General features: G+C 52.9%; 10 protein-coding genes. 5 read left to right on the forward strand and 5 right to left on the reverse strand.

Annotated features, from left to right (window positions below):
- The first annotated feature begins 160 nt into the window (after positions 1–160).
- Both bla and AC5SV9_RS12750 read left to right on the forward strand, forming a co-directional pair.
- Positions 161–1000, forward strand: coding sequence for a subclass B3 metallo-beta-lactamase (gene bla / locus AC5SV9_RS12745; protein ID WP_475149809.1), 840 nt, complete (start codon positions 161–163; stop codon positions 998–1000).
- 52 nt (positions 1001–1052) lie between these two features.
- Positions 1053–1412, forward strand: a complete 360-nt coding sequence (locus AC5SV9_RS12750; RefSeq protein ID WP_134058087.1) for a hypothetical protein — start codon at positions 1053–1055, stop codon at positions 1410–1412.
- A gap of 45 nt (positions 1413–1457) precedes the next feature.
- On the opposite strand, the gene AC5SV9_RS12755 is transcribed toward AC5SV9_RS12750, so the two are convergent.
- From AC5SV9_RS12755 to AC5SV9_RS12775, 5 genes are all read right to left on the reverse strand, one after another.
- A complete protein-coding gene (locus tag AC5SV9_RS12755; RefSeq protein WP_475149808.1) occupies positions 1458–2243 on the reverse strand; it encodes a putative hydro-lyase in 786 nt (261 codons plus the stop codon).
- Between the two features lie 125 nt (positions 2244–2368).
- Positions 2369–3298: a transaldolase gene (gene tal, locus AC5SV9_RS12760; RefSeq protein WP_475149806.1), complete on the reverse strand. Its 930-nt coding sequence runs from the start codon at positions 3296–3298 to the stop codon at positions 2369–2371.
- A gap of 3 nt (positions 3299–3301) precedes the next feature.
- Positions 3302–6184 carry a glycosyl hydrolase 115 family protein gene (locus tag AC5SV9_RS12765; protein ID WP_475149803.1) on the reverse strand — a complete coding sequence of 961 codons (2883 nt, stop codon included), beginning with the start codon at positions 6182–6184 and terminating at the stop codon, positions 3302–3304.
- Entirely contained in the window at positions 6181–7917 is a 1737-nt protein-coding gene (locus AC5SV9_RS12770) for a glycoside hydrolase family 43 protein (RefSeq protein ID WP_475149802.1), read from the reverse strand. Before AC5SV9_RS12770 ends, AC5SV9_RS12765 begins: the two co-directional genes overlap by 4 nt.
- A gap of 163 nt (positions 7918–8080) precedes the next feature.
- Complete coding sequence (locus tag AC5SV9_RS12775; RefSeq protein ID WP_134058075.1) at positions 8081–9277, reverse strand: XylR family transcriptional regulator; 1197 nt, start codon at positions 9275–9277, stop codon at positions 8081–8083.
- A gap of 229 nt (positions 9278–9506) precedes the next feature.
- On the opposite strand from AC5SV9_RS12775, the gene xylB reads away from it, so the two are divergent.
- The 3 genes from xylB (at position 9507) to AC5SV9_RS12790 (ending at position 13150) form a co-directional block, all read left to right on the forward strand.
- Positions 9507–10961 carry a xylulokinase gene (gene xylB / locus AC5SV9_RS12780; RefSeq protein WP_475149799.1) on the forward strand — a complete coding sequence of 485 codons (1455 nt, stop codon included), beginning with the start codon at positions 9507–9509 and terminating at the stop codon, positions 10959–10961.
- Between the two features lie 108 nt (positions 10962–11069).
- A complete protein-coding gene (xylA, locus tag AC5SV9_RS12785) occupies positions 11070–12389 on the forward strand; it encodes a xylose isomerase (protein ID WP_475149798.1) in 1320 nt (439 codons plus the stop codon).
- Between the two features lie 152 nt (positions 12390–12541).
- Entirely contained in the window at positions 12542–13150 is a 609-nt protein-coding gene (locus AC5SV9_RS12790; protein ID WP_475149796.1) for a M23 family metallopeptidase, read from the forward strand.
- Positions 13151–13169: the final 19 nt, after the last annotated feature.

The following is a 13169-nucleotide window of genomic DNA, read 5'->3' on the forward strand; positions in this document are numbered from 1 at the left end:
CTGTAAACCACTTGCAACCGGCATAAGCATGGTTAATGATGCAGTTGACCTTATTAACCAATGTTTATCTTTTAGCTAACGGAGCGCTGTTGTGACTTACCGGACATTCATCCGCTGTTTTTTCTGTCTGTTAATAATGTTGTTGGCTGCCTGCAGCAGTGTGCCAAAGACAGTAGCCAGCCCGCCGGTATCCGACTGGGTAGCGCGTTGCGCTGATTGGGATGACTGGGACAAAGCCGGCCCGCCATATCGCATTTATGGCAACAGTTACTATGTTGGTACCTGTGGGATCAGCGCTATTTTGATCACAGGTGATAAGGGCCATATTTTGATTGATGGCGCGACAGAAGCCGGCGCAGATGTTATTGCGAACAATATCCGCTCGCTCGGTTTTTCGCTGAGTGATATTAAATTGTTGCTGCAAAGCCACGAGCATTTTGATCATGTTGCCGGCTTAGCCAGATTACAGCAATTAAGCGGAGCAAAATTGCTGGCGTCGGCCGCCGCCGCGCCGGTGCTCGCAAGTGGAGTGGTTAGTAGCGCCGACCCCCAGGCAGGTATGCACAAGCCGTTTCCACCGGCAAGAGTGGATGGCCAGGTGACGGCGGGAACGGCGGTTAATCTGGGCGACTTGAGCCTGATGCCAATCGCTACTCCCGGCCATACGCCGGGTGCCCTCAGCTGGCAGTGGCGCAGCTGCGAAGCCGGGCAATGCCAGGTGCTGGTGTATGCTGACAGTTTATCGCCGGTCAGCAGTGACAGTTACCGTTTTAGTGAACACCTGAGTTACCTCAAGGCCTATAGAGCCGGTTTGAATACGCTTGCCAAACTGGACTGTCAGGTTCTGCTGACGCCTCATCCGTCAGCCAGCAACATGCGCACGCGGCTGCAAAGCCGTGACGGTTTATCTGACCCGCAAGGCTGCGTCAGCTACGCTGATGCTGTAACAGGGCGTTTAGAGCAGCGTTTAACAAAAGAAAAAACGTCAGCCGATAAGTAACGGCAACAAGGTGATAGATACAGAGTTAAATCATCTGAAAAAGGAATCTAGCATGCCGGTGTTCAAGTTTGCTGTGTTATTGGTCGTTGTCGCGTACTCACAGGTAAATCTAATGTCACTGTTGGATACAGTGACATTAGCCTTCTGGCTGATTCTCAATATTCTCTTTCTGACAGGGAGCGCATCGGTCAAGGACACCTTAAGTAACTTTTTTTCAGGCGGGTACTTTTCTGCTTCGGCGATATCTCAAAAACAGCTCGTACTAGCATTATCTGTCTCGGCAGCTATGTTGACATCATTGATGCTGATAACCAATCTGACAATTATGCAGCAGGCCACAACACCAGCCGGCTTGGCGTTATGTTTGCTGCCGGTGTTTTATTCAGCTGTTTACTTATTTATCAGAAAATAGCTGGCGTCTGCCTCAACGTTCAAAAGTAACGTACTACACAGTACGCTACAGCACTGACAGTTTACTGTTTGGGATATCGGTAACCAACATATGGCCAGGGCTGTGGGTTATGCAAAAATCCACTTTGGCGTTGGCTATGGCCACCTGAGGCGTTACGCCGCAAGCCCAGAATACCGGTACTTCGCCCGGCCGTATCGTTACCGCATCACCAAAGTCAGGTTTATCTATGTTGTTAATGCCAATAACTGCGGGATCGCCAAAGTGCACCGGTGCACCATGTACCTGCGGAAAACGCGAACAAATCTGAATCGCCCGTATCGCATCGACCGGTTTCATTGGCCGCATACTGACCACCATACCACCATGAAATACGCCGGCAGGGGAACAGGCAATATTGGTGCGGTACATAGGCACATTCACTTTCTCGGTAATGTTGCGAATTTCCAGGCCGTCGGCCAACAGTGATTCTTCAAATGAAAACGAACAGCCAATTAAAAAGGTCACTAAATCATCGCGCCAGATGCTTTTTACATCGGTAACTTCATCGGTAAGCTCGCCGTTTTTAAACACCCGGTATCTGGGCAGATCACTGCGGATATCAAGCTCTGTCGCCAAAGACGGCATATCGATAGCACCGGGTGCGGCCGCCATACCCAGCAGCGGGCAGGGCTTGGGGTTGAAATGGCAAAACTGCAGAAAATCGGCCGCATACTGTTTTGGCAGTATCGCCATATTGGCCTGGACAAAACCCGGCGCAAATCCGGAGGTATTGCCGCTGAACTGGCCGCTGCGGCACTGTTGACGTAACTGATAGGGAGTAAGCACTGACATAACGGGTTCTCTGCACTGTTGCACGCCAGCTTATAGTGCGTATTTGTGCTGATAAGGTAAAGCGGCTTGCGGCAGAATGAAGCGCAAGCCCTGTGAAACTCGTTATTAAAGCGTTTGCCTGATGGTTACAGTGTACTAAGCAGCTGTTCCAGTTTACGCTGATCGGCAGCAAACTTGCGAATGCCTTCAGCCAGCTTGTCACTGGCCATCACATCTTCATTCAGTTGCCATAAAAAGTCAGCTTCGGCCAACGCCTCAGGTTTAGTGCTGCTGGCAGCTTGTTGCGGTTGCAACATTCTGGTCAGTGGCTCAGATGATGTCTGTAACTGCGACAGCAAATCCGGCGCTATGGTGAGCAGATCACAACCGGCCAGCTGACGTATTTGTTCAATATTGCGAAAGCTGGCACCCATAACGACCGTATCGATGCCATGCTGCTTGTAATACTGATAAATACGTTTAACAGATTGTACGCCCGGGTCGTTTTGTCCGGCAAAATCCTGCTCTGGCTGGTGCTGTTTGTACCAGTCCAGAATGCGGCCGACAAAAGGTGAAATCAGTGTCACACCGGCATCAGCACAGGCCTTAGCCTGTGTCAGGCTGAACAGTAATGTCAGGTTGCAGTGAATGCCGCGCTTTTCCAGCTCTGCTGCAGCCTGAATGCCCTGCCAGGTTGCCGCAAGTTTAATCAGCACCCTCGCCTTATCGACACCCGCTTGCTGATAGCGTTCGATGATCCGCAGGGCGCTGTCGATGCTGGCACTACAGTTAAACGACAGATGGGCATCAATTTCAGTCGATACCCGGCCCGGAATATGGTGCAGAATCTCGACACCAAAATTTACCGTAACCTGCTCGCAAGCAGCTTGCAGGTTCGACGGGTAAGCAGATTGCGCTTTACTAAGCAGATGGCGGTACTGTGGTTGTGCGCCAGCCTGCAGGATAAGTGATGGGTTTGTTGTCGCATCTATAGGTTGCAGTTGGCGAATGGCGTCTATATCACCGCTGTCTGCGACCACTGTGGTCATCTCTTTTAGTTGCTCTAAAGGGTTCATCGCTTACTGTGCTCCGTTAATGGCCGCTGTGCCGTTTGTCAGGTACAGGCTTTGCGGCGGGCCGAGATAACTTGGTTTTACGCCGCCGCTGTCAAGCAGCAGCCTGTGCAGAACCACTGCCGGGTCGAGCAGGTAAATACGTAACCGGTGGGCACCGCTGCGTGTGATGTGCAGGGGTGTAGTTATGGTGCGGCTGCCATCCAGCACTGCGTGTTGCCAGGCGTGTTCGCTGCTATCGGGCAACGTATCAACAATGATCGGCGGCGCGTCATCCAGCGCCACGGCAAAGCGTAATTTTCGGCCGGGCAGCAGCTGTAGCGTAGGTGCCACGGTGCTGTGCAGCATTACCTGACCGGTACTGTGAAAATACAGCGGGTATTCCAGATACGGTGCCTGGCGGATATTGGCTTCGTCGGGCTGATAATCCCGTTCAGTCAATGCCACCATGGCGGCAGCGCTATGGCCAAAGCCTTCAAGCTTTTGCCAGCGGGCATGTGCAGAGCTACCGCCCACCTTAGCGCTGGCGGCATCCAGCGCTATATAGCCATCGGCTTCAACAAAACCTGTGGTGGCTGCTACAGCGGGCTTAAAGGCTGACACCTGCACTTTAGCGCCGCCCCAGCCGGTACCCTGAATATATACCTCTGCCTGGTTTAAGCCAGTTTGCGCTTTACGCCAGTCAATTGAGACTGCAATGCGCTGTTCTGTTTTTACTGCTCCCTGACTCTGGCTCAGCGTTACCCAATCGGCCGACGCCTTAGCGCTGAATTCAAACGGCTCGCTGCCTTTATTAAATACTTCAATCTGGCGCTGCTGTTGGCCATGCGGGTAAAAGCTATCGAGTTTCAGTTGTTCACCACGGTATTCACTTATCGGCCAGGACAGCTTTGAACCTTCTGCTGCCACGCCCATATCGGCCACCGGCATAGGGCTGGCTACGGATACCACCGGCATTAAATTGGCCGGAGGGTTACGCCAGTAGGTAAAGCCGATATGCGGTTGCGACATCATATGGTTCCAGCGGCCATTGCCCAGGCTATGGTACTGCGCTGTCAGGTTGGCGTCGGTGTCAAACCAATACTTTACCCGCTCTGCCCAGTAGTTAGTGCTGGCGCGGCCCTGCTGAGCATGTAGCTGGTTCATCGCTACGGCACGGTTTAGCTCAAATACCGCCCGGCTGGCTTTTAGCGGGTGGGCCACCAGCTGCACATAGGCATCCTGCAACTGCGCTGTTAACTGTTGCTGTACCTTGTCGGCAAGTGCTTCTGTCTGCGCCAGTTCAGTGCTGATACGCTCAGCTTCAGCGTAGTGCAAAATGCTGTAGCTGTCCGGCTCTATGGCTTCCGGTTTACGCCGGCCATTATGCGCAGTATAAGTTTGTAGTAACGAGGCAATAGCGGGCGCTTGCGCCGCACCAAACTGCTGGGCAGCCCAGTCGGTGGTAAATTGTTGCAGATTGTCTGCGTTAAAGGCGTCCGGGTTCCAGGCCATGCGCAAAAAGAAATCTGTTGGTAACTCCATTGGCTTTAAGTCGCCAACGTTCACTATCCAGATCCTGTCGGCCTGATACTGCCAGGCCAGGCTCATCTGCTGCCAGATTTTCGCCAGCGGCACGGTGTTAATCCAACGGTAGGATCGGGGCGCACCCACATAGTCAAAGTGATAATACACCCCGGCACCGCCACTGCGGTTACGCTCTGCCTTGGTCGGCAGGCGGCGGATATTGCCAAAGTTATCGTCGGCCCACAGCAGGGTAACATCGTCCGGCACCCGCATGCCTCGCTCGTAAAAGCCCTGTACTTCTTTGTACAGCGCCCACACTTGTGGCACGCTTGCTATTGGCCTGTCGTTGAAGGTTTTCTGCAGAATCTGCCGCTGATCGGCGACGATCTGCTGTAGCAGCTCAATATTGTCGCCTTCGCTCATCGGCTCGTCTTCCTGGCCGCGCATACCCAGTGTAAACAGACTTTCCAGATTTTTATGCCGTGTTGCACCCTGTTGCCAGAACTTATAGATGTTGTCGCGGTTGGTAGAATACTCCCACGGGCCTTCACCGTAGCGGTTCCACTCTTTGTCGGCGCGCATCATAGGCTCATGATGGCTGGTGCTCATCACTATGCCCATTTCGTCGGCCAGTACAGCGTTTTGCCAGTCATCGTCGGCAAAAGCATTGTTCCACATCGCTGGCCAGAGAAAATTGGCTTTTAACCGCTGCAGCAGTTCAAACACATGCAGGTAAAACCGGCTGTTGTAGCCGCCAAATTTCTCTTCGCTCCAGTTCGTCAGTGCCGGGTGCTCGTCGTTGAGAAAAATACCGCGGTACTTCACTTTAGGGGCATCGCTAAATGCGGTGCCAGCTTTGATATAAAGCTCAGCGCGCTGAACCGGTGGCACATCGGCCCACCAGTGCCACGGCGATACGCCTAGGGTTTCAGCCAGATCATAAATACCATAGATGGCACCGCGCTTATTACTGCCGGCGATGACCAGTGCCTGGTCAACACCGGGCAACGGTTGCGTGATCAGCTGAATTTGATACGCATCCCATTTGCCAGCAATAGCGCTGACATCCAGTTTACCGCTGCTTACCAGCTGATCCAGCAGGGCATTGTTACCCAGGCTGCCAATAATCAGCAGCTGTTTCGCCCGGCCCTGTGTCGCGATAGCAAGCTGCCTGCCGCTGACGCTGTTAATATCGCGCTGCAGGCTGTCTACCGCCCGCAGCACGCCTTTATGCTCGTGCTGATCAACCAGGATCAGCGCCTGGCTGCCGGTAGCGGCCAGTGCAAAATCACCGTCAGCGCGCTGCTGCGCCAGATAGTTGCCGGGTAACGCCTGAACCGCATGGCTAAGCAGCAAGGTGGCCAGTAACAGCAGTTGTCTCATGGCTGAGACTCCGCCTCCAGATGGCTATGCAGCCCCAGCATAGTGCCGACAAAGCCACCTGCTACCTGGGTGCTTAGCAGTAAGGCGTCCTGCTCAGTGGCAACCGGCTGCCAGTCGTTGTCTGCTACTGCGTAATAAAAGCTGATGCTGCCTGCGTTGCCGCTGATTTTTAACTGCACGCTGTTTGTTCCCTCTGGCAGAGGCATACTGGCAATATTTTCCGGCGTTGCGCCATTGGCCTGCTGCAGAAAAACCTCGCTGCCGCTGCTGGTTTGCCGAACACCCAGATAGTAATGGTATTGCTCGTTTTGAAAGGCGACGATACCGGCAGATACGGGTGCCGCTGGCACGCTAAGCGCGGTGCTGGCAGTAAAGTTTGTATGCTGCTGGCGGCGGCTGATAAAGGCCGGCTGTTGCATGCTGGCAAGGCTGTCAGGCTTGGCGGTTAACTGCAGATGGCCACTATTGAACGCAAGCCAGCTGTGGTCAAAGCGCCTTAGTGCATTCCAGTGTAAATTCAGCTCGTTACTATCAAACTCATCACGCCAGGTAAAATTGCCTGTCAGTGGCTCTGCAACCGACGCAACGTTAAGCTCTGGCGCCGACAGGCGATAGGGAATAGGTTGCCCGGCTGGCAGAATATGCGGCCAGCCATCCTGCCAGCTTACCGGTAATAAGAAGGTTTCGCGGCCGGTGTTAAAATAGCGCTCTTGATAAGCGCGGCTGGCCAGAAATACGGCCCACCAGTTGCCATCTGGTAGCTGCACAAAATCGGCATGACCGGCGGTGGTGATAGGGTCTGGCCGCTCAGGTGCTAAATTACGCTGGGTCAGAATAGGGTTGTTGCTGTAGGGCACAAAAGGTTCGGTCAGGCTGCGGCTGCGAAAAATAACCGCCGAGTGCTGGTCGGCTGTGCCACCTTCAGCGCACAGCAAATAATACCAGCCGTCGTGCTTATACAGATGCGGCGCTTCAATCCAGATCGGCTTAGTGCTCAGGTCAACACCGCCATTTACCAGCAGGCGTTTGGAGTCGGGCAGCACTTTCTGGCTTTTCGGATCATACTGCCATAGCCAGATGGCTTTGTGGCCCTCGTACAGTGATTCGACCGGGTCACCATTGTGGGCGATATACACTTTGCCATCGTCATCGAAGAAGATATCCGGGTCTATACCGTCTATTTCCGGTAGCCAGATCGGCTCCGACCACGGGCCTGCCGGGTCGGTGGCGGTCAGAATAAAGTTACCACCTCTGTCGACTACTGTGGTGATCAGGTAGTAAGTGCCATCGTGATAGCGCAGCGTCGGCGCAAAAATACCGCGTGACACCTGTAAGCCATCCATCTGCAGTTGCGACTGTTGTGTCAACGCATAACCTATGATCTGCCAATTCACCAGATCGCGGCTGTGCAGTATCGGTAAACCGGGCATATACGTAAAAGACGATACCGTCATGTAGTAATCATCGCCATTACGGGTAATGCTGGGGTCAGGGAAAAAGCCCGCCAGCACCGGGTTCTGGTATTGCCCGGGTTCTAACGGCGCCGCAAAAACCGCATCCTGGCCCTGATATTCAAACCAGTCAAACTGTGCCACAGTGGCCGCGCTGTTCTTTGTTGGTTCGCTGCTATCCTGTGCTGGCTTGCTGGTGTCGGGTGTAGTTTGCGGCTGGCAGGCGCAAAGTGCACTCAGTAAAGCCAGACCTGGCAGAGTTAACGAAAAGCGGTTTTGCATGGAATGTCACTCCTGTCGTCTTTGCCGTTATCGCTACGGCGTGCGAAAAAGTCAGTGACATTAAAAGTAAAAAGGCCATTGTCATCAATGGCCTTACTGTTATGAAAATGCGTCAGTGCTGTGCGTTTTTTTCATGGCTCAGCCTCAGCGCCTGGCTGGAAGCTTAATCATTCACTGCCATATCACTTGGCACGCCGGTATGTTCGGTGCGGTAATCTTTTGGTGTTTGGCCAAAATGGCGCTGAAACACAGCATACATATACTGCAATGACGGATAACCGCACAGCTTGGCAATTTCGCTGGGGTTAACCTGGGTGTCTTTCAGCATTTTGCAGGCTTTGGTCAGTTTCTGATTATGCAGCTCGGTGTGGATCGAATGGCCACGTTCAGCGCGAAAGCGCTGTTCCAGATTAGAGCGGGAAATGCCGACAAAGTCGGTGACCTGTTCTACCTTGGCACCCCGGGTGGCATTACGGCGGATGTAATGCATGGCCTGAATAACATAAGGGTCGCGCAGCGCTTTAAAATCGGTCGACTGGCGCGACGCTACCCCGGCCGGTGCTACCAAAATGCGTTTGTGACCAACATCAATGTTATTCAGCTGGGTGTGCAACAATTTGGCGGCTTTGTAGCCCATTTCAAAGCAGCCCTGGGTAACCGAACTTAAGCTGATACGGCTTAAGTAACGGGCGATATCGTCATCATCAATACCGATAATGGCAATATTGTCCGGCACGATAATGCTGACATGTTCACAGGCTTGCAGCAAATGGCGCGCGCGCGAGTCGGTTACGGCAATAATGCCAATAGGTTTGGGCAGGCTTTGTATCCAGTCGGTTAGCCGGTTCATCGCGTATTGCCAGGTTTCTGGCCGGGTGCAGTGGCCCTGATAAATCTGACAATCATAACCATCCTGGGCCGTCAGCTGGCGAATGGCATTCTCGCGCTCTCTTGCCCAGCGGTGATGTTCATCGGTAGGTACACTGTAAAAGGCAAACCGGTCGAGCCCTTTGCGCTTTAAATGCTCGTAAGCGCTTTGTACCAGTGCATAGTTATCTGTTGCAACATAAGGTACGGCCGGGTAATCGGCCGGGTCGCTGTACGAGCCTCCGACGCCAACGATCGGCTTGTTAGTGCCGGCCAGCGCACGCTGGATATTCATATCATCAAAGTCGGCGATAATGCCATCGCCACCCCATTCATGAATGTGCTCCAGGCGGCAGGAAAAGTCTTCCTCCAGATACAGGTCCCAGTCTACTTTGGAAGATTGCAGATAATGGCCTATGCCCTCTATTACTTGTCTGTCGTACACTTTATTAGCATTAAACAACAACGTAATGCTGTGTTTAGCTTTAAACATATCCCCGTCCTGTTGCTAAGTGTGTTGCTCATTATTGTTATATCAAGCTTTATTATTATTTTTCGCCTGTACCAAAATAGGGCAGGCGTGTTCAATATTAGACCAGTAGTTAACTCTGGCAAACGAAAAATGATAATTTTGCAACCCATTACGAATTTTCGTAATTGCTGCTGCCAGGTTGCTCAACAAAGATTGCCTGATAGCCGTCAATGTCAGAAAAGGGTGATGCATGTACATCGGTATAGACTTGGGAACATCAGGCATTAAAGCCATTTTGTTGGGCGATAACGCTGCAGTAATCGACAGCGCCAGCGCTGAGCTTGAGGTCAGCCGGCCGCAGCCTTTGTGGTCGGAACAGGCGCCGGATCACTGGTGGCAGGCATTGCAAAGCTGCATGCAGCAACTGGCCGCACGGCAAAGTTTAGCCGGTGTAAAAGCCATAGGGCTGGCCGGGCAAATGCATGGTGCTACTTTGCTCGATGCTGATAATCAGCTTATCCGGCCTGCCATTTTGTGGAACGATGGCCGCTCGTTCGCGCAGTGCCAGCAATTACAGCAACAGGTGCCGGCATTAACACAACTGACCGGTAACCTGGCGATGCCCGGTTTTACTGCACCAAAATTGCTCTGGCTGCGCCAGCATGAACCAGAACAGTTCAACCGCGTGGCCAAAGTGCTGCTGCCAAAAGACTATCTGCGTTTTTGCCTGACAGGCGATTTTGCCTCCGACATGTCCGACTCGGCGGGTACCTTATGGCTGGACATGGCAAAGCGCGACTGGAGCGATGAACTCCTGGCCGCCTGTGGTTTAAACCGCAGCCATATGCCGACGTTATATGAAGGCAATCAGATCACCGGCAGCCTGCTACCGGAACTGGCGCAGCGCTGGGGTATGCAGCAGGTGCCACTGGTTGCCGGAGGGGGTGACAATGCGGCGGGTGCAGTCGGTGCCGGTATTGTGAAACCGGGGCAGGCCATGTTGTCGTTGGGCACCTCTGGTGTGTACTTTGCTGTCAGCGACGGCTTTAAAGCTAACCCGCAATCGGCGGTACACAGTTTTTGCCACGCACTGCCTGGCAGCTGGCATCTGATGTCGGTGATGCTAAGCGCTGCCAGCTCGTTGCAATGGTATGCCGACAATGTCGCCAACACGCCGGTCGCGGCGCTGCTAGATGAGCTGCAGCAAGCCAATGTAGATGCTACGCAGGCACCGCTGTTTCTGCCGTATTTATCCGGCGAGCGCACCCCACACAACAACCCCGATGCCAAAGGCGTCTGGTTTGGTTTAAGCCACAGTACAACAAGGGCGGCGCTGACGTATTCCGTGCTCGAAGGTGTCAGCTTTGCCTTAGCGCAGGGCGCGGCAGCGCTGCATGACAGCGGCTTACAGCCAACAGAGATTAACCTGATCGGTGGTGGTGCCCGCAGCCCTTACTGGCGGCAGCTACTGGCCGATGTACTGCAGCGGCCGCTGAGCTTTCGTGAAAGTGGTGAAGTCGGGCCAGCGCTGGGTGCTGCCAGGCTGGCAGTGCTGGCAATTAATCCGCAGGCAACGCTGGATGATATCTGCCAGCAACCGCCACTGGTAAGTCAGCATCAGCCTTCGGCTGAGCGTTATGCGGCGCTGGCGCCCCGTTACCAGCGCTTTATCGCACTTTATCAGCGCTTGGCCGACCTATTCTGATAACTGGTGAAAAGCACAACTTGGCTCTGAAAAAACATAATTGTGTCATGCCGCCGCTATGCCCAACATTAGAACCATAGCATTTAGTGCAAAACCAAGGAGAGCAGCGTGGCTCAGTATTTCGACAAGATAGACAAAATCGCCTATGAAGGTGCCGACAGCACTAACCCACTGGCGTTCAAACATTACAACGCCAGTGAAAAAATCCTCGGTAAAACCATGGCCGAGCATTTACGCATGGCGGCCTGTTACTGGCATAACTTCTGCTGGAACGGCCAGGACGTATTTGGCATGCCAACGTTTAACCGCCCCTGGCTGGCATCTGGCGATGCGATGCAGCAAGCCAAACACAAAGCCGATGTTGCGTTCGAGTTTTTCCAAAAACTGGGTATTCCGTATTACTGTTTTCACGATACCGACGTTGCCCCCGAAGGCAGCAACATTAAAGAGTACGTTAATAACTTCTCGGCGATGGTTGATGTATTGGAACAAAAACAGGCTGACAGTGGCGTAAAACTGCTGTGGGGTACCGCTAACCTGTTCAGTAACCCGCGTTATGCTGCAGGTGCTGCGTCTAACCCGGACCCACAGGTATTCAGCTATGGCGCAACCCAGGTATTTCACGCGATGAATGCCACCAAGCGTCTGGGTGGCGACAACTATGTACTCTGGGGTGGCCGTGAAGGCTACGAAACCCTGCTCAATACCGACTTACGCCAGGAGCGCGCTCAGCTGGGCCGCTTTATGCAAATGGTGGTCGAGCATAAACATAAGATCGGTTTTAAAGGCACCTTACTTATCGAGCCTAAACCTCAAGAGCCAACCAAGCATCAGTACGATTACGACTCTGCTACGGTGTATGGTTTCTTAAAACAATTTGGCCTGGAAAAAGAATTCCGAGTAAACATTGAAGCCAACCACGCCACGCTGGCCGGGCATTCGTTCCACCATGAAATTGCTACGGCCATTTCGCTCGGTATTTTTGGCAGTATCGACGCTAACCGTGGCGATGCGCAAAACGGCTGGGATACCGATCAGTTCCCGAACAATGTCGAAGAGTTAAGCCTGGTGATGTACGAAATTCTCAAATCCGGCGGTTTCTCAACCGGTGGCTTTAACTTCGATACCAAGCTGCGCCGCCAGAGTCTCGACCGCTACGACCTGTTCTATGGCCATATTGGCGGAATGGACCATCTGGCGATGGCGTTAAAACGCGCCGCCGCACTGATTGAAAAAGACTTTCTCAGCAGCGCTGTGGCCAAACGCTACGCCGGCTGGAGTGACAGCCTGGGTAAAGCCATTCAGAGTGGTGAACACAGCCTGCAGTCGCTGGCTGACCTGACTGTACGCGAACAACTTGATCCACAACCCGTCAGCGGCCGGCAAGAGCTGCTGGAAAACCAGCTGAATCTGGTGCTGTACCGCTAACGTTTTAGCTCCCGTAGTCCTGTGTGTGATTGCCCGGCTTGCCGGGCTTTTTTGTGTTTTGCAGTTGTCGCTTTACACGTTTATTTATGTTGCCATTCAAACCTTTACGTTTAGCGTGACGACTAATCCATTTTTTACCATGGATCAACGTCATGAAAATATTTGTCGTAATAACAACTACAGCGCTACTGCTGATTTCAGCAATAATTTATGCTCAACCTGAGGTAGATTGTACTGTTTACCCGGATCAGCAAAGTTCTGCTTACCTATTACCTTATGAAGTTGGCCACGCTTTCAAAGTTGTCGTGTCAACAGGGCATTATCGCGCGTCTAATAACGGCGTTGGTCTCTATGCCGTTGACTTTGATATGCCGATAGGTACCAGAATCGTGGCCGCAAGAGCGGGTGAAGTGGTAGCGGTGCGGGAAGAATTTCACGATGGCAATGGCAAAGATCTGGAGGAAAACTATGTGTTTATCCGCCATAGCGACGGCACTATAGCAAGGTACTTTCACCTCACTCACAATGGGGTATTAGTCAGCGAAGGAGACAAGGTACAAGCCGGGGACGTTATAGCCATTAGTGGCGATACCGGGCAAACCCTTAGCCATCATTTACATTTTGATGTGCAAAGCTGTGGCCCAAACCTGCCGCCACACTACAACCAGCTGCCCTGCGGACAAACATTACCTGTCAGCTTTAAAAATACCGCCAGCCACGGCTGTGGTTTAGAGGCAGGTGTGACATACAAAGCGCTATAGCGTTTTAATGCCGGGAAAC

The organism is Rheinheimera sp. ATLC3 (assembly GCF_059429535.1).